This is a genomic window from Luteimonas gilva, assembly GCF_005239095.1.
GTDB lineage: Bacteria > Pseudomonadota > Gammaproteobacteria > Xanthomonadales > Xanthomonadaceae > Luteimonas_C > Luteimonas_C gilva.
In genome coordinates this window covers 126,413-150,837 of the sequence record NZ_SZUA01000001.1, presented here as the reverse complement: position 1 = coordinate 150,837, position 24,425 = coordinate 126,413, and the positions used below count along the sequence as shown (strand labels likewise).

The following is a 24,425-nucleotide window of genomic DNA, read 5'->3' as shown; positions in this document are numbered from 1 at the left end:
CCCTCCCCGCCCCCTCCCGTCCCTCTCCCTTCTCCACACAAACCCCCCCCCCCCCCCTCGACTCTACAAAAGCTCGACTTTGGCTTGGGCGATGGCCGGCATCAGCTGCCCGGCCCAATCGCGATCGTTCGCCACCTGCGCCCGCTCGCGGCTGGCTTCCAAGGCTTCGAAATCCAGGTCGGCGAAGGTCCAAACCTGATCGCCCCGGGTCTGCGCGACGATCCCGTCGGACGGAAACCCGACGTCCATCGGCGCATACACCGTCGCCTCGCCGACGTTGAAATCCAGCGCGGGGCTCCACGGCGCTTCGCCCGCGGTGACCGATTGCGCCACGTAACAACGATTCTCCAGCGCGCGCGCCAAGCAACCGACCCGCACCCGCATCGCTCCGGCCGCGGCTTCGGTGCAACTGGGCACGATCAGCAGCTTTGCCCCGGCCTCGCATTGCACGCGCACCGGCAACGGGAATTCGATGTCGTAGCAGACCGCGATCGCGCTGCGCAGCCCGTCGGCTTCGAAGACCTTGAGCGCATCGCCGCCATGGATGGTTCGCGCTTTCTTTTCGAAACCGGTCATCTGCAGCTTGTCCTGCCAAACAAGCCCGTCATCGGGCGAGAACAGGTACGACCGGTTGCGATAGCCGCCCTCGCCCACGGCGAGCAAAAAAGTGCCGGCGACGATCCGCATTCCGGTTTCGCGCGCCAGACCGCCGAACAGCTGCCGCCAATCGTCGTGATAGCGCTGGATGCCGGCCAGCGATGCTTGCAGATCGCCGCGGACCGGTTCGTCGAAGGTGGCGCCGAGCTCCAGCGACAAATATTCGGGCAACACGGCCCATTGCGCGCCTTGCGCGGCCGCCTGCTCGAGCAAGCGGCGCTGCTTGGCGGCGAATTCGGCGAAGTCGCGCGGGGCCTCCACCGGATATTTCGCGACCGCGATCTTCATTCGTTGTCCTGCGCCAGCGGCCGCAACCAGAAAGTCAGTGCATGTTCGCAGTCGCCGCGGCCGATTTCATCCCAATGCAAACGCATGGCCATACCGGGCTGCCGGCGATAGCCGCGCCGGGTCCAGAACTCATCGTTGCCGCGATGCGCTTGCGGCCGGCGCGGATCGGCGGGATCGCGGTCGACCGCGCAAAAAGCGGTCCAGCGGAAGCGGCCCAGCGAACGGGCGTGCGCTTCGCGGTGGTCGAAGAAGGCATGGCCGATGCCCTGGCCGCGATACGCCGGCAACAGCACCGATTCGCCGCAATAAAAAACCTCGCCGACCGGCATGCCGCGCGCAAGGAACGGCGCATGGAATTCGGCGGTATCGTCGGCCAGCGGCAGGCCCGTGGACGCGCCGACCACTTCGTCGCCGTCGAAAGCCAGGACGAACACGCTATCGGGCGAAGCGGCGTAGGCGGCCAGATATTCGCGTTCGTAAGCGTGGCTGCCTTCGTACAAATAGGGCCAATCGCGGAATACCGCTATCCGCAACTTCGCGACGGCTTCCAGATACGGAGCGATTTCGGCTCCGCGAAAACGGGCGATGGCGAGAGTAGTGAGCATCCTGCCCACTTTACCTCACGCCATCGCCCGCAGGCTGGGTCGTACCGAAGGCATACCCAGCATCGACGGCGGCTCGCATGGGCGTCAGCGCAGCGACGACCCCAACTCGTACCAATCCACCTTGCGCGTGACCCACATGATTCCGGCCAGGATGCCGAACAGCAGCAGCGAGCCCATCAGCAGCGCATTGTCTTCCGACACCAGCAGACCGTAGAGCACGCCGTAAAGAAGAGTGAGCATCGTCGCGAATCCCAAAGCGCGCATCCGGCTGCGCAAGACATGGCTCAAATAGAAACCGAGCAATCCGATGCACGCCGCCGCCGCGGCCAGATACGCCTGCCAGAACGGAATGTGCTCGGACAGGCTGAGCAGCAGCAGGAAGAAGATCGCCAAGGCCAGGCCCACCAGCAGGTATTGCAGCGGATGGATCGGCAGGCGCTTGATCAGTTCGAACATCGCGAAGCCGACGAAGGTCAGCACGATGAAGAGGATGCCGTATTTGCTGGCGCGGTCGGCTTGCGAATAGATGTTGACCGGATCGACCAGGCTCACCTGCAAGCTGTCCAGCGTTTTCTCGCCGACGAGGCCCGCTCCGGCCGCAAGCTGGCTCTGCGCGTCGGTGGCCAGCGAAGAAATGTCCCAGCCGGCATCGAAACCTGCGTCGCCGATCTTGCGCGTCTGCGGCAGGAAACGGCCGCCGAACTGCGGATGCGGCCAGGCCGAATGCAATTGGATGTTGTTGCTGTCGCCGACCGGTACGGCGGCCAGCGATTCGGTGCCGGCGAGCGCGAACTCTATCTTCACGTCGCGACCGGGCGGCGCACTTTCAGCGGCAACGGGGAGTAAGGCATGCACGCCGCCGAGTTGTTTGCCGGCTTCGCGCGTTCCCGGAGCGAAGCGCAGCGCTCGGCCGTCGACGGTCAGGCGCGGCGTGCCCACGAAACCGCGCACGTCTTGCACGCCCAAGATCAGATACGGTTGCCCGTAACGGCGCACGCCCTGGTCTTTCGGCAAGGGCTGGTCGAACGTAGCGTTGAGGCTGCCGCGCCAGGTGTATATCCGCACTTCGTGCAAGCCCAACTTGCGGGTGTCGGGCACCAACCGCCCTTCCATCCGCAGCGAGCGCGGCGTCTGCAGCTCGTAACCGGCGATCGTCTCGACTTTCTTCTGCGGGAAATTGCGCGCATCGATCGTGTCTACCTCGCGCGTCTCCGTCCACGGCACCACCCGCAACGGACCGGCGATCGCCTGCGCCCCCGCCACGCTCTGTTCGACCTGGGCGACCGCCTGATTGCGGTACATCTGCCGTTCCTGGATCGAACCACGAATCATCGTCAACGGTATCAACAGCAACAGCACCAGACCGCCGACGGTCAGGAAACGCAGCAACAGACGCATGTTCTTCATGGACGCAGCCTCGGCACGGAATGCGCGCAGCCTGAATGCGCGCGATGAGGCGACGACGCGGCGAATTTGAAGCGAATGTGAAGCGCGGTCAGGCGGCTAGCGGCAAACTCAACTCCGCCCAAGTACCGCCGCCGTCGCGGGGCTCCAAGCGAACGCCGCCGCCGTGCAAAGCGGCCACTTCGCGGACGAAAGTCAGGCCCAGACCCGTGCTGCGCCCGCCGTGCGGCCGCGGCAGCGAGTAGAAGCGTTCGAACACGCGCTCGGCGGCGAAATCCGGCACGCCCGGCCCGCGGTCGCCGATGCGCAGCACAGCGTCGCGGCCGTCGATCCGGCATTCGATGTCGATCCGCCCGCCTCGCGGCGAGAAGTCGATCGCGTTGTCGAGCAGATTGCGCAAAGCCTGCCGCAACAGGAAACGGTCGCCCTCGACGACGGCCGGCCGGTCGGCATCGGCGAAATCCAAAGTCAGGCCGGCCTGCGCCACGCGCGGGCCCAATTCGCCGCCGACTTCGGCGACCATCGCGGCGACGTCGGTCCGCTCGCGTTGTCCTAGCTCGCGGCGATGCTCCACCGAAGCTAACGCGAGCAGCTTCTCGATCATCTCGGTCAAGCGCTCGCTTTGCCCCTGCACGTTGGCCGCGAAACGCGCCCGATCGGCTTCCGGCAACGGCTCCTGCAGGATCTCCGCGGCGCCGCGGATCGCGGCCAGCGGGCTCTTCATCTCGTGGGTGAGGGTTTGCACGTACTGCTCGACGTACTGCTTGCCCTCCAATTCGCGCCGCATCGTTTCCAGCGCCTTGCCTAGGTCGCCGATCTCGTCGCGCCGGCGCGGCGGCGGCGATGCGCGCTCGCCGCGGCTCACCGCTTGGGCGTAACGGTTCAAGCGGCCGATGCCGCGCGACAGCCACCAAGTCATCGCCAATCCGATCAAGGCCGACAAACCCAGCAGCCAGCCGCCTTTGCGCAAGATATTGCGCTGGCTGCGCGCGATCACCGGCTCCATCGTCCGATTGGCCTTGGCCACGGTCAGCACGCCGACGATTTTGTCGCCGTCCAGGATGGGCGCGGCCACGTGCATGACCGTATTCTGCCGATCGCCCGGCGTCTCAGCACTGGAGCGCGCGCCGTATTCGCCGCGCAAGGTGCGGTAGACGTCGTTCCAGCGCGAGTAATCCTTGCCGACCGCTTCGTTGCGCGAGTCGTAGACGACGATGCCGCGCGCGTCGGCGATCAGGATGCGGCCTTCCAGCCGGTCCTTGCGCGTGCCCCAGATGTCGGCGCCCAAATGCCGGCTGCCGGCCGCGGCGATGTTGCGGGCGAAAGCGCCGTCGGCGATGCGTCCGGCTTTCATGTCGTCGGCGGCGAGCGCGGCCAACACGTTGGCGGTGTCGGCCAGATTGGCTTCCATCGCTTGGCGCACGCCGGGCTTCACTTCGTCGACGAACACCCGCATGACGAAGAACGCGGCCACGCCGACGATCAGGAAGAAGCCGAGGAACAGGCGCAGCCCCAGCCTCATTCAGACCTCGATCGAATAGCCGATGCCGCGATGGGTGCGGATCGGATCCGGATCCGCGCCGGCTTCGCGCAACTTGGCACGCAGCGTCTTGACGTGGGTGTCGACGGTGCGGTCGGCGCTGTCGCTGTCGCCGTCCCAGGCGCGATCCAGCAATTGCGCGCGGCTCAGGATCGCGCCCGGCCGGCGCAGCAGTTCGGCCAACAGCCCGTATTCGTAGCGGGTCAACTCCAAGGCGCGGCCGGCGTAGCGGATCCTGCGCCCCTCGCCGTCGATTTCGAAGCGTCCGTACGCGCGCATGCCGCCGCCTGCGGGCGCGTGCCGGCGCAAGCGGGCGCGCACGCGCGCGGCCAGCTCGCGCGGCGAGAAAGGCTTGGCCATGTAGTCGTCGGCGCCCAGTTCCAGGCCCAGGACGCGGTCGATCTCGTCGTTGCGGGCGGTCAGGAAGATCACCGGCAGATCGCTGAACCCGCGCAAAGTCCTGCAGACTTCGAAGCCGCTGACGTCGGGCAGGCCGACATCCAGCAACAACAGATCGACGCCGCCGGAGCGTATCCGCGGCAGCACGTCGCCGCCGAGCAGGCAATGTTCGACCGCGAAACCTTCGCTGCGCAGCGCGTACACCACCGCGTCGGCGATGGCGGTTTCGTCTTCGGCCAGCAGGATCGTCGGGGTCGTGGGCATGGCGTCAGCATAGCGGCTGTATGCTGCCCGCATGAACTACCGCCACGCCTTCCATGCCGGCAACCACGCCGACGTGCTCAAGCATGTCGTCCTGCTCGCGGTCTGCGACGCCCTGACCGCCAAGCCGACACCGGCCTTCGCCTTGGACACCCATGCCGGGCGCGGGCTGTACCGGCTCAAGTCCGGGTCCGCGCAAAGGACCGGGGAAGCCGAACAAGGCGTCGGGCGGCTGCTCGCCGCGCAACCGCGCGACCCGGCCATCGGCCGCTATCTGAAGGCCGTGGCCGCCTGCCGCGCCGCGCACGGGCACGACGCCTACCCCGGCTCGCCCTGGTTGCTGGCGCACGCGTTGCGGGAACAGGACCGTATCGCCTGTTGCGAACTGCAGCCGATCGAAGCGGCCGCATTGAAGGCGAACTTCGCCGGGGACGCTCGCATCTCCGCGCGCGAAAGCGACGGCTATGCGGCGATGAAGGCGCTGCTGCCGCCGAAGGCCGGCGCGACGAAGCTCGGGCGGGGACTGGTGTTGATCGATCCGCCGTACGAAGCGCAACTGGACGAATTCGACGCTGCCCTGGCGGCGCTGCGCGAAGGGCTGCAACGCTGGCCGCAAGGCACGTTCGCGCTGTGGTACCCGATCAAGCTGCGCCGCCATCTGCAGCCGTTCTATCGCAAGGCGACGCACTTGCCGGCCAAGTCGGCGCTGGTCGCCGAACTGCTGGTGCGCGCCGACGATTCGCCGCTGCGCATGAACGGCAGCGGGCTACTGCTGCTCAATGCGCCATGGAAGCTGGACGAGACGCTCGGGGCCGCGTTGCCGCCGCTGCGCGCCGCTCTCGACGACGGCGGCGGCGCGTCCGACCTGCGTTGGCTCAAGCCGCCGGTTTAGCCTTGGTAGGAAGCGTCAGACGCCGGCTTTGACGTCGGGCTCGAAGAAGCTCCAGCGCACTTCCGGGAATTCGGCCTTGAACGCGCGCTCCACCGCGTTGATCTGCTCGGCCAGGGCGCGCGCACTTTGCTGCTCGCTCATTTCGGCCTGCACCGACACCATCGCTTCGTTGCCCAGCTGCAGGGTGATCAGGCTGATCACCCGACCGACTTCCGCGCGGCCTTCGAGGAAGGCACGCATCTGCGCCTGGCGCTCGGGATCCACGCTCTGTCCGATCAGCATCGCTTTGACTTCGATCGCCACGAACACCGCGACCACGATCAGCAATGCGCCGATGGCGATGGTGCCGATGGCGTCCCAAACCGGATTGCCGGTGAAGACGGCCAACAGCACCGCGATCAGCGCGAACACCAGGCCGAACAGCGCAGCGAGGTCTTCGCCGAAGATCACCACCAGTTCGGCCTGACGGCTCTGGCGGAACCATTGCCATAGCGAGCGGCCGGCGCGGGCCTTGTCCACTTCGTGCAAACACGCGCGCATCGAAACCGCTTCGGCGACGATGCCGAACACCAGCACGCCCGCGGCCCACCACCATTGCTTCAGCGGCTCGGGATGCTGCAGCTTGTGGATGCCTTCGTACAGCGAAAACATGCCGCCGACGGTGAACAGCATCACCGCCACCAGGAACGACCAGAAATAGATGGCCTTGCCGTAACCCAGCGGATAGTCCGGCGAAGCCGGCCGCTTGGCCTGGCGCATGCCCAGCAGCAACAGCAATTGGTTGCCGCAGTCGGCCAGCGAATGCACGGTCTCGGCCAGCATGGCGCTGGAGCCGGTGAAGAACGCGGCCACGCCCTTGGCGCAGGCGATGGCGAAATTGGCGCCCAAGGCGAACAAAATCGCGCGGGTGGAGTCGCCGCTGCCTGCCATGGATCGGATCCGAGTCTTGGTGGGCCCGGAAGTCTAGCAAAGCGCTCTAATCGGCGAGCTCGCGTTGCAGTTTGCGGCTGAGCTTGGCGCGCACCAATTCGTAGCTGCGGCGGATCAGCGCCTTGGTTTCGGCCTCGGATAGCGCCGAGGCCTCGGTCAGGCCGATCCAATGCGCCCTAGCCAGATAAGGCGCGGGCACGACGCCGGGGCGGTCGGTCAATTCGAGGAACCGGGATTCTTCGACTTTGAACGCCAGGCCCCGCCCGCTGCGGACCTCCATAGCGCAAAACATCTTTCCGGCCACCGAAAACACCAGGTTATCGTCCCATTTCACGTCCTCGCCGACGCCGGGCCAGGCGGAAACGAAGCGGCGGATAGCAGCAGGTTTCATGCCGTAGAGGGTAGCTTCACTTTCGGCATGCCAGCATTGCAGGAATGAGCCCCCGCAACCGCCTGCCGCCGTGGCATGAGCAATTGCGCTTGCCCAATGGGCGCGAAGTGCTGATCCGTCCGATCCGGCCGGACGACGCCGTACCGCTCCGGGCCGCGTTTCCTTTGCTTGGTCCGGACGAAATCCGCCAGCGCTTCCTCTACGCGATGAAGGAACTCAGCGAAGATCAAGCCGAACGCCTGACCCACCCGGATCCGAGGACCGAATTCGCGCTGGTCGCCGCCGAGCCGCTGCCGCCTGGCGAAGCCCTGGTCGGCGCGGTCGCCCGGGTGTCCGTCGTGCCGGGCAGCCGCGAGGCCGAATTCGCGATCCTGGTCAGCCATTACATCGCCGGCATGGGCCTGGGCCGGCAATTGATGCGCCGACTGGTGCGCTGGGCCAAGGGCAAGAAGCTCGAACGCCTGTACGGCGACGTGCTCGAACATAACCAGCCCATGCTGCAATTGGCCCAATCGCTGGGCTTTCGCCGCGAATCGGCCCATACGCCCGGCTTGGTGCGTGTCGCGCTCGATCTGCGCTGAACGGCGAGTACTCACTTTCGTCGGTGTTCGACCCGGCACTTCAGTGATCCGGCGACGCTGTCCGTCGACAGCGCTCGGCCATTTTCTGTCCGCGGACCTCCGCAACCCCCGTTGCATCAAACGAAGGCAACGGCATTCCGCCGCAGGGGCAAGGGGGCAACGGAGTATGAAATGGCCAACGAAACAGCAACACGCATCGACGAAAACCGCCTCAACGAATTCCTAGGCAAAGCGGTCGCCGATCTCGGCGCCGCGATCAGCGCCAGCCTGATGCTGGTCGGCGACCGATTGGGTTTGTACAAGGCGCTGGCGAAGCAAGCCGCGAATCCGGCCGAGTTGGCAGAAGGCACCGGCACCAGCGAACGCTATATCCGCGAATGGCTGGGCAACCAGGCCGCCGGCGGCTATGTGCAGTACGACGCGGCCAGCGGCCGCTATTCGCTCAGCCCGGAACAGGCCCTGTGCCTGGCGGACCCGGCAGGCCCGGTCGACCTGCCGGGCGCTTACAACTTCGTGGAAGCCGCATTCCACGCGCTGGACCGCACCACGGAGAACTTCCGCAGCGGCCACGGCATGGAATGGGGCGAACATCATCCCTGCCTGTTCCAGGGCACCGAACGCTTTTTCCGCGCCGGCTACAACGCGCATCTGGTGACCGAGTGGCTGCCGGCGCTGGACGGCGCCTTCGCCAAGCTCGAACGCGGCGCCAAAGTCGCCGACGTGGGCTGCGGCCACGGCGCCAGCACCGTGCTGATGGCGCGTACGTTCCCGAATTCGGAATTCGTCGGCTACGACTACCACCCCGATTCGATCCGCGTCGCCGCCGAACGCGCCGCCGCCGCGGGCATCGGCAATGCGCGCTTCGAGGTGGCCGACGCGACAAGTTATGCCGAAGGCGATTTCGACCTCATCGCTTTCTTCGATTGCCTGCACGACATGGCCGATCCGGCCGGCGCCGCTAAGCATGCGCGGCAGGCGCTCAAGCCCGATGGGCACTGCCTGCTGGTCGAACCCTTCGCCGGCGACAAGGTCGAGGACAACCTCAATCCGGTGGGCCGCGTCTATTACGGCGCCTCTTCGCAGATCTGCGTGCCGGTGTCGCTGGCGCGCAAAGGACCCGCGCTCGGCGCGCAAGCCGGAGAAGCTCGCCTGCGCGGCGTAATGGAGGAAGCCGGTTATGCGCGCTTCCGCCGCGCCGCACAGACGCCGTTCAATCTCGTGCTCGAAGCGCGCCCGCATTGACCGGAGACCCGATATGCCTAGATACGTCATCGAACGCGGCATTCCTGGAGCCGGCGCGCTGTCCGCGCAGGAGCTGCAGGCGATCTCGCAGAAATCCTGCGCGGTGCTCGACCGGCTCGGCCCGCAGATCCAATGGGTGCAGAGCTACGTCACCGGCGACAAGGTGTATTGCGTCTACATCGCGCCGGACGAGGACACGATCCGCGAGCACGCGCGGCAAGGCGGTTTTCCGGCCGATCGCGTATCCGAAGTGAAGGCGATCATCGATCCGGTGACTTCGGAGTCTTAGTCAGGTCTGGTAAGACTGGAAACAAGCGGATGTTCTTCAACGCCGACGCGGAGAACATCGCTTCGCCGAACCCTCACCCCAACCCCTCTCCCGATGGAGAGGGGCTTAGCTCTTCCTTCTCCCATCGGGAGAAGGTGCCCGAAGGGCAGATGAGGCTACGGTCGGCCACTTTGGACCCGATCGCTGCGATTCAAACGACCGTCAGCACCACATCGATATTGCCGCGGGTGGCGTTCGAATACGGGCACACCTGATGGGTCTTGTGCACCAGCGCCTCGACCTTCTCGCGATCGATGCCGGGCACCGAAACCTTCAGCTCGGCCTGCAGGCCGAAACCGACGGCGATGGGGCCGATGCCGACGCTGGCGTCGATGCGCGTGTCCGCCGGCAGCGCGATCTTTTCCTGGCCGGCGACCAGCTTCAACGCGCTGAGGAAGCAGGCCGAATAGCCGGCCGCGAACAGCTGTTCCGGATTGGTGCCGTCGCCGCCGGCGCCGCCGAGTTCGCGCGGCATGCTGAGCTTGACGTCGAGCGCATTGTCGGAAGAGACGGCGTGGCCGCCATCGCGGCCGCCGGTGACCGCGGCGTGGGCGGTGTAGAGGACTTTATCGAGGGACATGGCGATTCCTGTGGGGGTGGTGGTGAACGGAAGGGAAGCCGTTGCCGGCCGTTGGGACGTTTATCGCAAGAACGACTTCAAGCGTTCTTCATCAGATTGCCGCGCAGCGATTCCAATTGCCGCTTCATCGAAGCCAGCTCGCCCGGCGAACATTCCGAGGCGCAGAACACATCGGTCGGCACGGAACGCGCGGTCGTCTTCAGCGCCTTGCCCTGCGCGCTCAATCCGATGACGACCTGGCGCTCGTCGCTCTTGGCGCGGGTGCGCGTGATCAAGCCCGCGGCCTCGAGACGCTTCAGCAGCGGCGTCAGCGTGGCCGAATCCAGATAGAGCCTTTCGCCGATCTCGGACACGGTGACGCCGTCGCGTTCCCACAGCACCAGCATGACCAGGTACTGCGGGTAGGTCAGGCCCAGCGGAGCGAGCAGTTTGCGGTAGACCTTGTTTAAGGCCAGCCCGGTCGAATACAGGGCAAAGCAGAGCTGCTCGTCGAGTTTCAGCAGCGTCTTGCCCAGGGCGGGCTTGGCGGGGGTGGTTTTCATGGCGCTTAATTTATATAGCACGCTATCTAATTGCAAGCTATTTTTATCGATGGCCGCGGAACGCTGCGATCCGCGCCCGCCGCACCGGAACCGCCGGGGCGGCTCGCGTAAAATGCCGGCTTTCGCGCTGGCGGCGACGGCTGCCGGCGCTGTTTTCGTTTTCTCCGCGAGTACCCGGATCGATGCCGAACCCCGTTTTCAACGCCCCGCCCCTGCCCAAAGCCGGCCAGCAACGCGCCTGGTGGCGCGCGCCCGCATCGGCTTCCGCCTTGGCCTGGGCGATCGCGCGCGCAGCCGAAACCCATGCCGGACCTTTGCTGTTGGTCGCCCGCGACAACCAGAACGCGCACCAGCTCGAATCCGATCTGCGCACCCTGCTCGGCGATGCCGACTTGCCGGTGATGCCGTTCCCGGACTGGGAAACCCTGCCCTACGACCAATTCAGTCCGCATCCGGACATCGTTTCGCAGCGCCTGGCGGCCCTGCATCGCCTGCCGACGCTGAAGCGCGGCATCGTCGTAGTGCCGGTGCAGACGCTGATGCAGCGCCTGCCGCCGCTGCGCTACGTGGTCGGCAACACCTTCGACGTCCGGGTCGGGCAGAAGCTGGATCTGGATGCAGAAAAGCGCCGGCTGGAAGCGGCCGGCTACCGCCACGTGCCGCAGGTGCTGGATCCGGGCGATTTCGCGGTGCGCGGCGGCCTGCTCGACGTGTATCCAATGGGCGCCGACGAACCCTACCGCGTCGAATTGTTCGACGATGCGATCGACTCGATCCGCGCCTTCGACCCGGAAACGCAGCGCTCGCTGGACAAGACCGACGCGGTGCGGCTGCTGCCGGGCCGCGAGATCCCGCTGGACGAAGAAGCCGCGCAACGCGCGATGCAGGCGCTGCGCGACCGTTTCGACATCGACACCCGGCGCAGCGCGCTTTATCAGGATTTGAAAGCGGGCTTGGCGCCGTCGGGCATCGAGTACTACCTGCCTTTGTTCTTCGACGGCACGGCCACGCTGTTCGACTATCTCGGCGACGCCGTCCTGCCGGTGCTGGTCGACGGCGCGAACGAGGCCGCGGAGCATTTCTGGCGGCAGACCGGCGAGCGCTACGAGCAGCGCCGTCACGACATCGAGCGCCCGCTGCTGGCGCCGGACGAGTTGTATCTAGCGCCGGATGCGCTGCGGGAACGTTTGAACCGCGTCGACCTGGTCGAAGTGTGCGGCGCGGAGCACGCGCGCCGCGCGCAAGCGTCGGCGCTGGGCGACCAGCCCGCACCGGACCTGCCGCTCGCGGCCAAAGACGCCGAACCGGCGGGCGCGCTGAAGACCTTCCTGGCTACGTACCCCGGACGCGTGTTGATCGCAGCGGACACCGCCGGCCGCCGCGAAGCCTTGCTGGAGGTGCTGAACGCCGCGGGACTGTCGCCCGATGTGTTCGCCGACTTCCAAGATTTCGTTTCGGCGACCGCGAAGAAACGCTTCGCGATCGCCGTCGCTCCGCTCGACAACGGCTTCGCCCTCGACGAACCGCGGATCGCGATCCTCACCGAGCGCCAGCTGTTCCCCGAACGCGCCGCGCAGCCGCGCCGGCGCAAGCGGGCCGGCCGCGAGCCGGAAGCGATCATCCGCGATCTGGGCGAGCTGAGCGAAGGCGCGCCGATCGTGCACGAGGACCACGGCGTGGGCCGTTATCGCGGCTTGATCACGCTCGACGCCGGCGGGCAACCGGGCGAATACCTGGACATCGAATACGCGAAAGGCGACCGCCTGTACGTGCCGGTCGCGCAATTGCATCTGGTCAGCCGCTATTCCGGCGCTTCGGCCGAAACCGCGCCGCTGCATTCGCTCGGCGGCGAGGCCTGGACCAAGGCCAAGAAGCGGGCCGCGGAGAAAGTGCGCGACGTGGCCGCGGAATTGCTCGAAATCCAGGCCAAGCGCCAGGCCCGCGCCGGATTGGCGCTGGAGCTGGACCGCGCGATGTACGAACCGTTCGCGGCGACGTTCCCGTTCGAAGAGACCCCGGACCAGCACGCCGCGATCGAAGCGGTGATCCGCGATCTGTCTTCGTCTCAGCCGATGGATCGCGTAGTTTGCGGCGATGTGGGCTTCGGCAAGACCGAAGTCGCCGTGCGCGCCGCGTTCGTCGCCGCCAGCGCCGGCAAGCAGGTGGCGGTGCTGGTGCCGACCACGCTGCTGGCCGAGCAGCATTACCGCAATTTCGCCGACCGTTTCGCCGACTGGCCGATCCGGGTCGAGGTGCTGTCGCGCTTCAAATCCGCCAAGGAAATCAAGGCCGAGCTGGAGAAACTGGCCGAAGGCAAGATCGACGTGATCGTCGGCACCCATCGCCTGCTGCAGCCGGACGTCAAGTTCAAGGATTTGGGCCTGGTGATCGTCGACGAAGAGCAGCGCTTCGGCGTTCGCCAAAAGGAAGCGCTGAAGGCGCTGCGCGCGAACGTGCACCTGCTGACCCTGACCGCGACGCCGATCCCGCGCACGCTGAACATGGCGATGGCCGGCCTGCGCGACCTGGCGATCATCGCCACCCCGCCTGCGCATCGCCTGGCGGTGCAGACCTTCGTCGTGCCGTGGGACAACGGCCAGCTGCGCGAAGCCTTCCAGCGCGAGCTGGCGCGCGGCGGCCAGGTGTATTTCCTGCACAACGACGTGGAAAGCATCGGCCGCATGCAGCGCGAGTTGACGGAACTGGTGCCGGAAGCGCGGATCGGCATCGCCCACGGCCAGATGCCGGAACGCGAACTCGAGAAAGTGATGTTGGATTTTCACAAGCAGCGCTTCAACGTGCTGCTATGTTCGACCATCATCGAATCCGGCATCGACATCCCCAACGCCAACACCATCGTCATCAACCGCGCCGACAAGTTCGGCCTAGCTCAGCTGCACCAGTTGCGCGGCCGGGTGGGCCGTTCGCACCATCGCGCTTACGCCTATTTGGTGATCCCGGACCAGCGCTCGATCACGTCCGATGCGCGCAAGCGGCTGGATGCTATCTCGGCCATGGACGAACTCGGCGCCGGCTTCACCCTGGCCACCCACGATCTGGAAATCCGCGGCGCCGGGGAATTGCTGGGCGAGGACCAGAGCGGGCAGATGGCCGAAGTCGGCTTCAGCCTCTACACCGAGCTGCTGGAGCGCGCGGTGCGATCGATCAAGCGCGGCGAGCTGCCCGACGTGGACGGCGTGCGCAGCCACGGCGCGGACATCGAATTGCACGTACCGGCGCTGATCCCGGAAGACTACCTGCCCGACGTGCACGAGCGGCTCACCTTGTACAAGCGGATCAGCTCCGCCCGCGATTCCGAAGCATTGCGCGAACTGCAAGTCGAGATGATCGACCGCTTCGGCCTGCTGCCCGATGCCGCCAAGCATCTGTTCGCCGTGGCGGAGCTGAAGCTGCAAGCCACTGCACTGGGTTTGCGCAAGATCGACCTGGGCGAAAAAGGCGGCCGCGTGCACTTCGAATCCAAGCCCAATATCGATCCGATGGCGGTGATCCGGCTGATCCAGGGCCAACCCAAGTCCTATCAGATGGACGGCCCGGACAAACTGCGGGTCAAGCTGGATTTGCCCGACGCCTCCACCCGCTTAAACGCCGCGCGCGGCCTGCTGACCACCTTGCGGGCGGCCTGATGTCGGCGCCGCGCGTTCCCGTGCATCCCGCCTTCGCCGAATGGGACGGCAGCGTCGCCCATGCGCGGGCGATGCAGGCCGAACTGGCCAAGCGCGTCGTGCTGCGCGACGGTTTCGCCAAGCCGCTGCGCACCATCGCGGGTTTCGACGTTGGTTTCGAGGAAAACGGCGAAGTCACCCGCGCGGCGGCGGTGCTGATGGATGCGCAGACTCTGCGGCCGATCGAATCGCACGTGGCGCGGATACCCACGGTGATGCCTTACGTGCCCGGCCTGCTCTCCTTCCGCGAGCTGCCGGCGCTGCTGGATGCACTGGCGATGCTGTCGGCCCCGCCCGACCTGGTCTTCGTCGACGGCCACGGCATCGCCCACCCGCGTAGGCTGGGCATCGCCGCGCATTTCGGCGTGGTCACCGACCTGCCGTGCATCGGCGTGGCGAAGAAGATCTTGGTCGGCGCCGCCCCCGAGCTGCATCAGATGCGCGGCGCTTACGTCACCCTGCGCCACCACGGCGAACAGATCGGATGGCTGCTGCGCAGCAAGCCCAACTGCCTGCCGTTGGTGGTATCGCCCGGACATCGCGTGGCGATGGCGTCGGTGGGCGATCTGGTGATGCGCTACGTGACCACCTATCGCCTGCCCGAGCCCACCCGGCTCGCGGACCGCCTGGCGTCGCGCAGGGACATCAAGCGGGGTTAAGCCCTGCGGCATCGATTCACGGCGCGCTGGGCCAAGGCCGGGTAGGCTTGCCGCGGACCTTTCGCAGGAGCGCCCGATGTCCATTCCCGCCTTCGCCCGACCCGTTTTGTTCGCCGCCGCCGCGTTCGCGATCGGCTGCAGTTCCACCAGCACGGCCGGCAACGCCTCGGCGCCGGCGACGCCTTCCGAACAGTCTTCGCCCGCGGTCGCGCTTGGACAAACTTTCGCCATGTCGCCGGGTCAGACCGTCGCCCTGCCCGATCGCGGCACGCTGCGCTATGTGGGCGTGAAATCGGATTCGCGCTGCCCGCCCGATCGGCAATGCGTGTGGGCCGGCGACGCCGAGGTCGCGTTCGAATGGAGCGCGGGAAGCGCGGCGCCGCAATCGTTCGGACTGCATACCGGCTTCAAGGACAAGAGCAGCCGGGTTTTGGGCGGCCATAGCTTGAGCCTGGTCTCGCTGGCCCGCGGCGAGAAACCGCAGGCGGAGTTGCGGTTGGACGCAACCCCTTAGAACTTGCTCTTGTAGAGTCGAGCCTGCTCGACTGCTTTTCCCGCAAGAGCAGTCGGGCAGGCTCGACTCTACTAAAGCGGGAGGTCAAGCCGCCGGCGTTGCGCGCGATCGCGCCGAACGCACGATGCCGTATACGCTAATGGCCACCCAGACCGTCTGCACGATGAAAACCGAGACGTTGAATTTGCCGTACAGCGACGTGAGCAAGCCCAAGGCTCCGAACAGGTTCATCAGCTGATAGACCAAACCGGTGCCCGACACGCGCCGCGCCTGCAGCAGATAGAACGCGAACAGCACCAGCAAGGCGCCAACGATGCCGATCCAGTCGTACCATTCCATATTGAACGACATGGTTCTCTCCCTATTTGCGATATCGGATTAGGCCTGGCGCTGGCGCACGGCTTCGAACAGCGCGACGCCGCTGGCGACCGAGACGTTCAGGCTCTCGACGCCCGAAGCGGCGTCGCCGCCCGGCATCGGTATCGTGACCAGCTGATCGCAGTGTTCCCGGGTCAAGCGTCGCAAGCCGTCGGCCTCGCCGCCCAGCGCCAACGCGACGTTGCCGCGCAGGTCGATGGCGTACAGCGACGCCGTCGCTTCGCCCGCCAATCCGTAGATCCACACGCCCAGTTGCTGCAGATCGCGCAGGCAGCGGGCCAGATTGTTGGCGCGCACCACCGGCACGCTGTCGGCCGCGCCCGCGGACGTCTTGCGCACGGTCGCATTGACCTGCACCGCTTTGTCTTTCGGAATGACTACCGCGGTCGCGCCGGCGGCGGCGGCGCTGCGCAAGCAGGCGCCGAGATTATGCGGATCCTGCACGCCGTCCAGCACCAGGATCAGCGCTTTGCCCTGCGCCGCTTCGACCAGAGCCGGCAACTCGCTTTCGTCCCAAGTCTTGGCCGCGGCGTAACGGGCGACCGCGCCTTGATGGCGTAAACCGCCGGCGACGCCGTCCAGCGCCTGCTGGGCCACGCGCCGCACGTCGATTCCCTTGCGCCGCGCGTTCTCTTCGACCTCGATCAGACGCGGATTCTTGGCGCCCGCCTCGATCAGCACCTCGCGCACGTTGTCGGCATCGTGCTCGACGGCGGCCGAGACGGCGTTGATGCCGGCGATCCATTGGTTTTGTTTGCTCATGATGTCTTTTTAAGATCTTTTTTGACGCGGATCAGTTCGGAGGAAAGCGGATAAAACAATTCCAATTTTATCCGCGGCTATCCGATCCAATCCGCGTCTAAAAATCAGTATTTCTTCTTGGTCCGCTTCGCCGGCTGCCCACGCGGCGGCGGCGGTTTGACACCGCGCTCCTCGGCCAATCGGAAATCGATCTTGCGCTCTTCCAAGCTAGCCTTCAGCACCACGATCCGGACCCGGTCGCCGAGCCGGAATACGCGTCCGGCGCGCTCGCCGCTCAGCGTTTTCCGGATCGGGTCGAAATGGTAGTAGTCGTTGGGCAGCTGGGTCACGTGGATCAGGCCGTTGACCTTGGATTCGTCCAACTCGACGAATAGGCCGAAGCTGGTCACGCCGCTGATGGTGCCGTCGAACTCGCTGCCGACGTGGCGCTCCATCCAAGCGGCGGCGTAGCGTTCTTCCACTTCGCGCTGGGCTTCGTCGGCGCGGCGCGAGCGTTCCGAGCACTGCAACGACAGCGCCGCCATCGCGCTGCCCGAATAGGCGTAATTGGCCGGCTTGCCGCCGGCCAGCGCATGCTTGATCGCGCGATGCACCAGCAAATCGGGATAGCGCCGGATCGGCGAAGTGAAATGCGCGTAAGCCTCCAGCGCCAAGCCGAAATGGCCGATGTTCTCCGGCGCGTACACCGCCAGCGACTGGCTGCGCAGGACCACCGATTCCAGCAGCGCCGCATCCGGCCGGTCGCGGATCTTGTCCAGCAAATCGCGGAAATCGCGCGGCTGCACCTTGCCCCACGGCGGCAGCCGCAGTTTGAACTCCTTCAGGAATTCCTCCAGGTCCGCGTACTTCGCCTCCGGCGGCTTGTCGTGGTCGCGGAACGGCGCCGGAATATGTTTGGCCAACAGGAAGCGCGCGGCTTCGACATTGGCCGCGATCATGCATTCCTCGATCAGCTTGTGCGCGTCGTTGCGCTGGAGCATGCCGGCCTGGGTCACCTCGCCCTGCGGGCCGAGCGCGAAACGCACTTCCGAAGTCTCGAACTCGATCGCGCCGCGCTTGCGGCGTGCCTTGTCCAGGATCCGGTACAACTGCTGCAGGCGCTGCACCTGCGGCATCAATCCGCCGATATAGGCCTGCGCCTGCGCTTGGTCTTCCTCGGGCACGCCGTCCCCCACCGCATTCCACACCTGCGTGTAGGTGAGCCGCGCGTGCGAGTTCATCACCGCTTCGTAGAATTTCGAACGCGCCACTTCGCCGTCGCGGCCGACCTGCATGTCGCAGACGAAACAAAGCCGGTCCACCTTCGGATTCAAGGAGCAGATGCCGTTGGACAGCGTCTCCGGCAGCATCGGCACCACGAAGCCGGGGAAGTAGACCGACGTGGCGCGCTTCTGCGCTTCGTCGTCCAGCGGCGTGCCGGGGCGCACGTAATGCGATACGTCGGCGATGGCGACGATCAGGCGGAAGCCGTCGCGGTTCGGTTCGCACCAGACCGCGTCGTCGAAATCCTTGGCGTCTTCGCCGTCGATGGTGATCAGCGGCGTCTTGCGCAGATCGACCCGCGTCGCGGCGGTCGCCGCATCGACCTGCAGCGGCACCGCCGCGGCTTCGGCCAACGCTTGCGGCGGGAATTCGTTGGGGATTTCGTGGCCGTGGATCGCCGCTTCGACCGCCAAGGAGGCGGTCAGGCGGTCGCCGAGCACGGCCAGTACGCGGCCGATCGGCGGCCGGTGCGAATCGGCCGGCTGCACGATTTCGCACACCACCAATTGGCCGTGGCGCGCGTCCAGCCGCGCATCGGACGGAATCTGCACGTTGCGTTGGATGCGGCGATCGTCCGGCACCACATAACTGATGCCGGACTCCACGGTGAAGCGGCCGATCAAACGGTTGAGCCGGCGCTCGAGCACCTCGACGATGGCGCCCTCGCGGCGGCCGCGCCGATCCAGACCGGTGACGCTGGCCAACACGCGGTCGCCGTGCATGGCTTTGCGCATCTCGAACGGCGGCAGGAAGAGATCGTCGCCGGCGCCGCTGTCCGGGCGCAGAAAGCCGAAGCCGTCGGGGTTGGCGATGACGGTGCCGGCGATCAGGTCCATCCGCTCGGCCGGCGCGTAGGCGCCTTTGCGGTTTTGCAGGAGTTGGCCGTCGCGGACCATCGCGGCCAGGCGCTTGCCCAACGCGTCGAAGCGGTCGGGCGCGGTCAGCTGCAGCCGCTCGGCCAAGGCTTCGGCCGACAGCGGACCGTCGGCGGCCGCTAGCAATTGCAGGATGGCTTCGCGGCTGGCGATGGGGTTTTCGTAACGGCCGGCTTCGCGGGCGGCGAAAGGATCGTCGAACCGGCCTTTCTTCGCCGGTCGCGGAGCCGGTGCGCGGGAAGCGTCGCCGGCGGGCTTGCGCGGCGGCGGCTCCGGCATCCAGCCCGGCCGCTTGCCGGCCGCTGCGCTTTTTCCGCGTTTTTTCGGTGCCGAAGCCTTGCCGGCCGGCTGCTTGCCGCGGCCATCGCCGCGCTTGCCTGGGGTCTTTGCCATCGGCGGCATGGTACACGGCGGCCGCGCAGGTGCCGTTCGGCCGGGCTAATCGTTGACAAGCCTGGTCCCGCACCGCAACATACGCGGCTCGCCCTGCCCGGGTGGCGGAATTGGTAGACGCACTAGTTTCAGGTACTAGCGGGTAACACCGTGGAGGTTCGAGTCCTCTCCCGGGCACCAGACGCACAAAGACCCTCGCTTCGGCGGGGGTTTGTTTTTTCGGCGACGGCATCTTCCGCTTCGTCGACGCGCGAACGCCGCCTCTCGCACCCGCTTCGATCCGAAGCGGCATCTCACGCGAACCTTTCGCATCGCTCATCGACACGCATTGATTTTCTGCGCGCGCGTGCGCGCGTATCAAGCGAACGGTTAAAGCCTTGCGAATGCATGCGAAAAACGCATTGCGCAGATGCGTTCGATTCATATGAATGAATAGCGAAATTTTCGTCACGAATCTTCGCTTGAGCGCGCGTACGCCCAGTTCATCACACTGAAGCCGCGCCCTTCATCTTCTCGTCAACATGGCGCACATAGATTCCATCGCGACTCGAAACCAACGCATGCAGCAGCGGCGTTCTTCGAGGCCGCAGGATGCGCGGCGTTGTCGTGCGCATGCACACGGATACCAACAACAAGCACAACCGAGGTGCATGCATGATGGACCCCAAGCTGGTCGCGGCCAGCGCTATCGCTTTGGCAGTGACTCTGTTTGCGATCTTTGCGATGCGGCCGTGGGCGCGCCGGATCGGCCTGGTGGACAAGCCCGACGGGCGCAAGCGCCATCGCGGCCGCATCCCTCTGATCGGCGGACTGTGCTTTTTCCTGGGCACTCTGGTCGGATTGAGCTATCTGGGCTATTTCGACCGCTTCGTCAGCAGCCTGATGGCCGGCGCCGCGCTGATCGTCGTCGCCGGGGTGTTGGACGACGCCAACGACCTCAGCGTGCGCTCGCGCCTGGCGGTGGAAGCCGGCGCGATCGCGCTGGTGATCGCCGCATCCAACATCTACGTCGACGAGCTCGGCATTTACGGGCTCCGGCTGGGCGTCCTCGGCATACCGTTCACGATCGTCGCGATCATCGGCGTGATCAACGCCTTCAACATGCTCGACGGCATCGACGGCCTGGCCGCATCGGTGGCCATGACCAGCATCGGCGCGATACTGTTGTTCGATCAGACGGGCTGGGCGTCGCCGGGCGTGCTGTTGCTGCTGCAGGTGCTGTTCGCCGCGCTGATCCCTTACTTGTGCGTCAACCTCGGTTGGCCCGACGGCCGCAAGATATTCATGGGCGACGCCGGCAGCACGCTGATCGGCTTTCTGCTGGCCTGGAGCCTGGTCTTCCTTAGCCACGGCAAGGTCGAGCGATTGGCGCCGATCAGCGTGTTGTGGTGCGTGGCGCTGCCGATCATGGACACCTTGGCGGTGATGTATCGGCGCATCCGCCAGGGGCGTTCGCCGTTCAAGCCCGATCGCCAGCATCTGCATCATCTGGTGCTCGATGCCGGCATCCCTCCGCGCATGGCCCTGATCCTGATCGTCGCCGGAAGCGGCCTGCTGATCCTGATCGGATACGCCTTGCGCGGCGCCCCGCCTTTGCTCAGCGCCGCGGTTTTCGTCGGCGTACTCGCGATCCACATCCTATGGGTGCCGCAATTGCTGGCGCGGTTGCGCTGGCCGGCGTCGCTGCGGCTGCGCCCGCGCGCGCAGCAAGCGATGCCGATCGTGGCCGGCGGCGGGGGCGAGTTGGCGCTGGCGCCGCAGGATTGGGATTTGCGCGAACAAGCGCAGTCCGTGGAACCCGCGTCCGCCGCGGCGATGCCGGCTTCGTCCTCCGCCGACGACGACGGCCTCGCGCTGCCCATGAAAGCGCTGTGCGTGCTCTCGGCGCCGCCCGACGCGATCCAGATCGCGCCGATCGCGCGCGAATTGGCGCGCGACGATCGTTTCGAAACGACGCTATGCATCGCCGCCACGCCCGAACAGGACGCCGAACAGGTGCTGCACCTGTTCGGCTTGGAACCGGACCTCACCTTCGAAGTGGTGAAACCGGGCGAAGATCCGGCCGACATCACGGCCTCCGCGCTCGGCGGCATGGAGCGCGTATTGAGCGAAGTGCAGCCGGACGTGGTGCTGGTACAGGGCGATACTTCGGCCACGCTGCCGGCGACCTTGGCGGCGCGCTATCACCAAGTGCCCGTGGTCTGCATCGATGCGGATGGAGCATCGGGCGCGGACGACGATCCGGGACGCAAGATGGCGCGCGCGCTGGCATCGCTGCACGTCGCCCAAAGCGCATCGGCCGAACGCCAATTGCTGGCCGAAGGCGTGCCGCCGGAACGCGTACTCGTCACCGGCAATACCGCCATCGAAACGCTGGACGCGGCATTGCGGCGAATCGATCGCGACCGAGCGCTGGACGGCGAGCTCGCCGAGCGCTACGGCTTCCTGCGCGACGGCAGCCCTATGCTGCTGATGCTGAACCGCGACGCGTCCGACGCTGGATTCGCGCGTACCGCCGACATGTTGCGCGATATCGCCGCGCGGCGTCCGGACGTCGACATCGTCTGCTCGGCCGCGCTGTTCGAGCGCGAGCTGCCTGGCTCCGATCTGGCGCGCGGTTGGCCGAACGTGCATGCGATCGACCCGCCGGACTATCTCGCTTCGGTTTATCTGCTCAAACGAGCGGATCTGGTCATCGCCGGAGGAGACGTGCATGCCGAGGCGACCGCGATGGGCCGGCCGGTGCTGGCCGCGGAGAAGCCCGCGCACGCGACGCGGATCCTGGATCTGCTGGAACGCGATCTGCCGCGCGAAGACACGGCTTCGAAATACGGCGACGGCGCCAGCGCGCGCGTCGTCGAGGCACTGACGGGCCTGCGTCCCGCCTATCCGCTGCCGGATATGCCGCGGGACGCAGGTTCGACAGCCCAGGCCCAAGGCGTTTTCGGGACGCCGTGACGTTTCTCCGGGCCTGTTCTTACTTAAGCAATGAATGGTGATGAAAATGGCTACGCATCTGATCGCTAGGACGGATAACCCGTTTCCGCCGCCTTCCCCGGCGCGGGACGAAGATATCGACCTGCCGACCTTGGTCGGCACATTGACCGATCGCAAATGGTTGATCCTGTCGGGCACGCTGCTGTTCGCCGCCGCCAGCTTCGCTTATGTGCTCTTCGCCACGCCGAAATACGAAGCCAACGCGGTCCTGCAGGTCGAGAACCGTCTGCCGCCCGTGCCGGGCATCAATACCAACGCCGCGGCGCCCGCGCCGACGATCGCGGACGCGCCCGCCGCGACCGAAACCCAGTTGCTGACCTCGCGCCGCGTGCTCGGCGAAGCGATGCAGCGATTGAACCTGGACATCGCTGCCGAACCGGTCCGCTTCCCGTTGATCGGCGACATGGCCGCGCGCGCGCAGCAGCGCACCGAACCGGGAAAGCTTGCCTCGCCGTGGTTCGGCCTGAAGAGCTATGGCTGGGGCGGCGAGCGCATCAAGATCGCCAAGCTCGAGGTGCCGCAGGCTCTGACCGACGTGCCGCTGCGCTTGGTCGCCGACGGCGGCGGCCGTTATTCGCTGTTCGATCCGAACGGCGAAAGCTTGGCCCAAGGCCGAATCGGACAGGACGTGAACACCGACGAAGGCGTTCGCATCCGGGTGGAGACGTTGGTCGCCAATCCGGGCATGCGCTTCGACGTGACCCGGCTCAATCCGATGACCATCATGGCCGACTTGAAGCGCGACATTTCCGTCTCCGAACAGGGCCGCAATTCCGGAATCATCGCCTTGGCCTACGCCAATGCCGATCCGATGCTCGCCAAGCAGGTGCTGGACCGGATCACCCAGGCCTACGTCAGCCAAAACGTGGCGCGCAATTCCGCCGAAGCGGCCAAGCGCCTGAAGTTCGTGACCGAGCAATTGCCGAAAGTGCGCCGCGAACTGGCCGAAGCGCAGGCGGCGCTCAACCGCTTCCAGACCCGTACCGGCACGATGGACGTGGGCACGCAGAACCGCTCGCTGCTCGAACAGACCGTCGCGCTGGACACCAATATCCAGCAATTGCAGGTGCAATTGGCCGACGCCAGCAGCCGCTTCACGCCGGCGCATCCGGTCTACGCTTCGCTGCAGAAGCAGATCAATCAATTCCAGGGCCAGAAGGCCGCGCTGCAGGGACGCATCAACCAATTGCCCGACGCGCAACAGGGCTTGTTCCGGCTCAACCGCGACGTCGAAGTGACCAACCAAACCTACGCCAGCCTGCTCGACCAGCAGCAGCAGCTCAGCATCGCCCGCGAAAGCGCGATCGGTACGGCGCGGTTGATCGACCCGGCCGACGTCGATCTCGACAATCCCACTTGGCCCAAACCCTTGCTGACCGTCGCCGCCGGCACCGCCATCGGCGCGTTGCTGATGATCGCGTTCGTGCTGTTGCGGCAGATGTTCCGGCGCGGCGTCGAGGATCCTGTCGACATCGAACTGCTGGGCTTGCCGGTGTACGCCTCGATCCCTTACAGCGAGAAAGGCAAGCAGATCGCGATGCTGCCCGGACGCACTCGGCGCGACGGTCGCCACCGCTTGCTCGCGTTGAGGGCGCCGACCGACTTGGCGATGGAAGCGTTGCGCACGCTGCGCACCAGCCTGCATTTCGCCCGCATGGAGACCAGGAACAATCTGCTGATGATCGCCGCGCCCAGCCCGGGCGTCGGCAAGACCTTCGTCTGCGCCAACTTGGCGGTGACCATGGCGCAGGCCGGCCAGCGCGTGCTGCTGATCGACGCCGACATGCGCCGCGGCACTTTGCATCGCGCGGTCGGCGTGCGCTCCGACCGCGGTTTGTCGGATTTGATTTGCGGGCACCTGCAGCCCGAGGAGGCGATCCATCAAGTGCCGGGCACCGGCAACCTCTCTTTCATCTCGCGCGGTTCGGTGCCGCCGAATCCGTCGGAACTGCTAATGCATCCCAATTTCGCGCGGCTGCTGCACAAGGTCGGCAAGGAATTCGACATCGTCGTGATCGACACGCCTCCGGTGCTGGCGGTGACCGACGCCGCCGTCATCGGCCATCACGTCGGCATCTGTCTGATGGTGGTGCGCTGGGGCCTGAACCAGCAGCGCGAGATCGTGCTGGCCAAGCAACGCTTGGAGCAGAACGGGGTCGAAGTGCGCGGCGCGATCTTCAACGCGGTGCAGAAGCGCGGCGCCGGGCAGTACGCCTACAGCTATTACGACTACCAGACCGTCCACAATCCCTGAGGGA

At 66.1% G+C, this 24,425-nt stretch carries 21 protein-coding genes and 1 tRNA gene; 10 read left to right on the top strand and 12 right to left on the bottom strand.

The features are described 5' to 3' along the window. Window positions 1-63 precede the first annotated feature (63 nt). The 5 genes from FCE95_RS00640 to creB form a co-directional block, all read right to left on the bottom strand. Window positions 64-945: a carbon-nitrogen hydrolase family protein gene (locus FCE95_RS00640; RefSeq protein WP_137265086.1), complete on the bottom strand. Its 882-nt coding sequence runs from the start codon at window positions 943-945 to the stop codon at window positions 64-66. Beyond that, window positions 942-1,550, bottom strand: coding sequence for a GNAT family N-acetyltransferase (locus tag FCE95_RS00635; protein WP_137265085.1), 609 nt, complete (start codon window positions 1,548-1,550; stop codon window positions 942-944). The genes FCE95_RS00640 and FCE95_RS00635 overlap by 4 nt, the downstream gene beginning before the upstream one ends. An 84-nt stretch (window positions 1,551-1,634) precedes the next feature. Continuing rightward, window positions 1,635-2,957, bottom strand: a complete 1,323-nt coding sequence (gene creD, locus FCE95_RS00630; RefSeq protein ID WP_137265084.1) for a cell envelope integrity protein CreD — start codon at window positions 2,955-2,957, stop codon at window positions 1,635-1,637. Window positions 2,958-3,045: 88 nt separating this feature from the next. Then, window positions 3,046-4,476, bottom strand: a complete 1,431-nt coding sequence (gene creC, locus FCE95_RS00625) for a two-component system sensor histidine kinase CreC (RefSeq protein WP_137265083.1) — start codon at window positions 4,474-4,476, stop codon at window positions 3,046-3,048. Next, window positions 4,477-5,157, bottom strand: a complete 681-nt coding sequence (creB, locus tag FCE95_RS00620) for a two-component system response regulator CreB (RefSeq protein WP_137265082.1) — start codon at window positions 5,155-5,157, stop codon at window positions 4,477-4,479. A gap of 31 nt (window positions 5,158-5,188) precedes the next feature. On the opposite strand from creB, the gene FCE95_RS00615 reads away from it, so the two are divergent. Next, window positions 5,189-6,046 carry a 23S rRNA (adenine(2030)-N(6))-methyltransferase RlmJ gene (locus FCE95_RS00615; protein WP_137265081.1) on the top strand — a complete coding sequence of 286 codons (858 nt, stop codon included), beginning with the start codon at window positions 5,189-5,191 and terminating at the stop codon, window positions 6,044-6,046. Between the two features lie 15 nt (window positions 6,047-6,061). On the opposite strand, the gene FCE95_RS00610 is transcribed toward FCE95_RS00615, so the two are convergent. Both FCE95_RS00610 and FCE95_RS00605 read right to left on the bottom strand, forming a co-directional pair. Next, window positions 6,062-6,976: a cation diffusion facilitator family transporter gene (locus FCE95_RS00610; protein WP_137265080.1), complete on the bottom strand. Its 915-nt coding sequence runs from the start codon at window positions 6,974-6,976 to the stop codon at window positions 6,062-6,064. 46 nt (window positions 6,977-7,022) lie between these two features. Next, window positions 7,023-7,367, bottom strand: a complete 345-nt coding sequence (locus tag FCE95_RS00605; protein ID WP_137265079.1) for an MmcQ/YjbR family DNA-binding protein — start codon at window positions 7,365-7,367, stop codon at window positions 7,023-7,025. Between the two features lie 44 nt (window positions 7,368-7,411). On the opposite strand from FCE95_RS00605, the gene FCE95_RS00600 reads away from it, so the two are divergent. The 3 genes from FCE95_RS00600 to FCE95_RS00590 all read left to right on the top strand — a co-directional run bounded on the left by FCE95_RS00600 (window position 7,412) and on the right by FCE95_RS00590 (window position 9,479). Then, window positions 7,412-7,948 (top strand): GNAT family N-acetyltransferase, encoded by a 537-nt coding sequence (locus tag FCE95_RS00600; protein ID WP_137265078.1) that lies wholly within the window; start codon window positions 7,412-7,414, stop codon window positions 7,946-7,948. 171 nt (window positions 7,949-8,119) lie between these two features. Continuing rightward, a complete protein-coding gene (locus tag FCE95_RS00595) occupies window positions 8,120-9,190 on the top strand; it encodes a class I SAM-dependent methyltransferase (protein ID WP_137265077.1) in 1,071 nt (356 codons plus the stop codon). A 13-nt stretch (window positions 9,191-9,203) separates the two neighbouring features. Beyond that, the gene (locus FCE95_RS00590) at window positions 9,204-9,479 is read left to right on the top strand and encodes a DUF4242 domain-containing protein (protein ID WP_137265076.1); all 276 of its coding nucleotides are present in this window, start codon (window positions 9,204-9,206) and stop codon (window positions 9,477-9,479) included. Window positions 9,480-9,669: 190 nt separating this feature from the next. Here the strand turns inward: FCE95_RS00590 and FCE95_RS00585 are convergent, their stop codons facing one another. Further along, window positions 9,670-10,098, bottom strand: coding sequence for an organic hydroperoxide resistance protein (locus tag FCE95_RS00585; RefSeq protein ID WP_137265075.1), 429 nt, complete (start codon window positions 10,096-10,098; stop codon window positions 9,670-9,672). Between the two features lie 77 nt (window positions 10,099-10,175). After that, window positions 10,176-10,640 (bottom strand): MarR family winged helix-turn-helix transcriptional regulator, encoded by a 465-nt coding sequence (locus tag FCE95_RS00580; protein WP_137265074.1) that lies wholly within the window; start codon window positions 10,638-10,640, stop codon window positions 10,176-10,178. A gap of 182 nt (window positions 10,641-10,822) precedes the next feature. Between FCE95_RS00580 and mfd the strand changes: the two genes are divergently transcribed. The 3 genes from mfd (at window position 10,823) to FCE95_RS00565 (ending at window position 15,499) form a co-directional block, all read left to right on the top strand. Further along, entirely contained in the window at window positions 10,823-14,287 is a 3,465-nt protein-coding gene (mfd, locus tag FCE95_RS00575) for a transcription-repair coupling factor (protein ID WP_137265073.1), read from the top strand. Next, the gene (gene nfi / locus FCE95_RS00570; RefSeq protein WP_137265072.1) at window positions 14,287-14,985 is read left to right on the top strand and encodes a deoxyribonuclease V; all 699 of its coding nucleotides are present in this window, start codon (window positions 14,287-14,289) and stop codon (window positions 14,983-14,985) included. Before mfd ends, nfi begins: the two co-directional genes overlap by 1 nt. Window positions 14,986-15,061: 76 nt before the next feature. Continuing rightward, entirely contained in the window at window positions 15,062-15,499 is a 438-nt protein-coding gene (locus FCE95_RS00565) for a hypothetical protein (RefSeq protein WP_137265071.1), read from the top strand. An 84-nt stretch (window positions 15,500-15,583) separates the two neighbouring features. Here FCE95_RS00565 and FCE95_RS00560 read toward each other — a convergent pair whose 3' ends face one another. From FCE95_RS00560 to rnr, 3 genes are all read right to left on the bottom strand, one after another. Next, on the bottom strand, window positions 15,584-15,850 hold the full coding sequence (locus FCE95_RS00560; protein WP_137265070.1) for a CBU_0592 family membrane protein: 267 nt from the start codon (window positions 15,848-15,850) through the stop codon (window positions 15,584-15,586). A gap of 27 nt (window positions 15,851-15,877) precedes the next feature. Continuing rightward, the gene (gene rlmB, locus FCE95_RS00555; protein WP_137265069.1) at window positions 15,878-16,639 is read right to left on the bottom strand and encodes a 23S rRNA (guanosine(2251)-2'-O)-methyltransferase RlmB; all 762 of its coding nucleotides are present in this window, start codon (window positions 16,637-16,639) and stop codon (window positions 15,878-15,880) included. Window positions 16,640-16,743: 104 nt separating this feature from the next. Beyond that, on the bottom strand, window positions 16,744-19,179 hold the full coding sequence (gene rnr, locus FCE95_RS00550) for a ribonuclease R (protein WP_137265068.1): 2,436 nt from the start codon (window positions 19,177-19,179) through the stop codon (window positions 16,744-16,746). Between the two features lie 86 nt (window positions 19,180-19,265). Here rnr and FCE95_RS00545 point away from each other — a divergent pair. The 3 genes from FCE95_RS00545 to FCE95_RS00535 all read left to right on the top strand — a co-directional run bounded on the left by FCE95_RS00545 (window position 19,266) and on the right by FCE95_RS00535 (window position 24,421). Next, window positions 19,266-19,350: transfer RNA gene (locus FCE95_RS00545), tRNA-Leu, on the top strand. 474 nt (window positions 19,351-19,824) lie between these two features. Continuing rightward, complete coding sequence (locus FCE95_RS00540; protein WP_189644599.1) at window positions 19,825-22,128, top strand: UDP-N-acetylglucosamine 2-epimerase; 2,304 nt, start codon at window positions 19,825-19,827, stop codon at window positions 22,126-22,128. Between the two features lie 46 nt (window positions 22,129-22,174). Further along, the gene (locus FCE95_RS00535) at window positions 22,175-24,421 is read left to right on the top strand and encodes a polysaccharide biosynthesis tyrosine autokinase (RefSeq protein WP_137265066.1); all 2,247 of its coding nucleotides are present in this window, start codon (window positions 22,175-22,177) and stop codon (window positions 24,419-24,421) included. Window positions 24,422-24,425 lie beyond the last annotated feature (4 nt).

Coding starts and splice junctions, on each gene's coding strand:
- FCE95_RS00640 (WP_137265086.1), bottom strand. CDS start 945: ATGAAGATCGCGGTCGCGAAATATCCGGTGGAGGCCCCGCGCGACTTC.
- FCE95_RS00635 (WP_137265085.1), bottom strand. CDS start 1,550: ATGCTCACTACTCTCGCCATCGCCCGTTTTCGCGGAGCCGAAATCGCT.
- creD (WP_137265084.1), bottom strand. CDS start 2,957: ATGAAGAACATGCGTCTGTTGCTGCGTTTCCTGACCGTCGGCGGTCTG.
- creC (WP_137265083.1), bottom strand. CDS start 4,476: ATGAGGCTGGGGCTGCGCCTGTTCCTCGGCTTCTTCCTGATCGTCGGC.
- creB (WP_137265082.1), bottom strand. CDS start 5,157: ATGCCCACGACCCCGACGATCCTGCTGGCCGAAGACGAAACCGCCATC.
- FCE95_RS00615 (WP_137265081.1), top strand. CDS start 5,189: ATGAACTACCGCCACGCCTTCCATGCCGGCAACCACGCCGACGTGCTC.
- FCE95_RS00610 (WP_137265080.1), bottom strand. CDS start 6,976: ATGGCAGGCAGCGGCGACTCCACCCGCGCGATTTTGTTCGCCTTGGGC.
- FCE95_RS00605 (WP_137265079.1), bottom strand. CDS start 7,367: ATGAAACCTGCTGCTATCCGCCGCTTCGTTTCCGCCTGGCCCGGCGTC.
- FCE95_RS00600 (WP_137265078.1), top strand. CDS start 7,412: ATGAGCCCCCGCAACCGCCTGCCGCCGTGGCATGAGCAATTGCGCTTG.
- FCE95_RS00595 (WP_137265077.1), top strand. CDS start 8,120: ATGGCCAACGAAACAGCAACACGCATCGACGAAAACCGCCTCAACGAA.
- FCE95_RS00590 (WP_137265076.1), top strand. CDS start 9,204: ATGCCTAGATACGTCATCGAACGCGGCATTCCTGGAGCCGGCGCGCTG.
- FCE95_RS00585 (WP_137265075.1), bottom strand. CDS start 10,098: ATGTCCCTCGATAAAGTCCTCTACACCGCCCACGCCGCGGTCACCGGC.
- FCE95_RS00580 (WP_137265074.1), bottom strand. CDS start 10,640: ATGAAAACCACCCCCGCCAAGCCCGCCCTGGGCAAGACGCTGCTGAAA.
- mfd (WP_137265073.1), top strand. CDS start 10,823: ATGCCGAACCCCGTTTTCAACGCCCCGCCCCTGCCCAAAGCCGGCCAG.
- nfi (WP_137265072.1), top strand. CDS start 14,287: ATGTCGGCGCCGCGCGTTCCCGTGCATCCCGCCTTCGCCGAATGGGAC.
- FCE95_RS00565 (WP_137265071.1), top strand. CDS start 15,062: ATGTCCATTCCCGCCTTCGCCCGACCCGTTTTGTTCGCCGCCGCCGCG.
- FCE95_RS00560 (WP_137265070.1), bottom strand. CDS start 15,850: ATGTCGTTCAATATGGAATGGTACGACTGGATCGGCATCGTTGGCGCC.
- rlmB (WP_137265069.1), bottom strand. CDS start 16,639: ATGAGCAAACAAAACCAATGGATCGCCGGCATCAACGCCGTCTCGGCC.
- rnr (WP_137265068.1), bottom strand. CDS start 19,179: ATGCCGCCGATGGCAAAGACCCCAGGCAAGCGCGGCGATGGCCGCGGC.
- FCE95_RS00540 (WP_189644599.1), top strand. CDS start 19,825: ATGATGGACCCCAAGCTGGTCGCGGCCAGCGCTATCGCTTTGGCAGTG.
- FCE95_RS00535 (WP_137265066.1), top strand. CDS start 22,175: ATGGCTACGCATCTGATCGCTAGGACGGATAACCCGTTTCCGCCGCCT.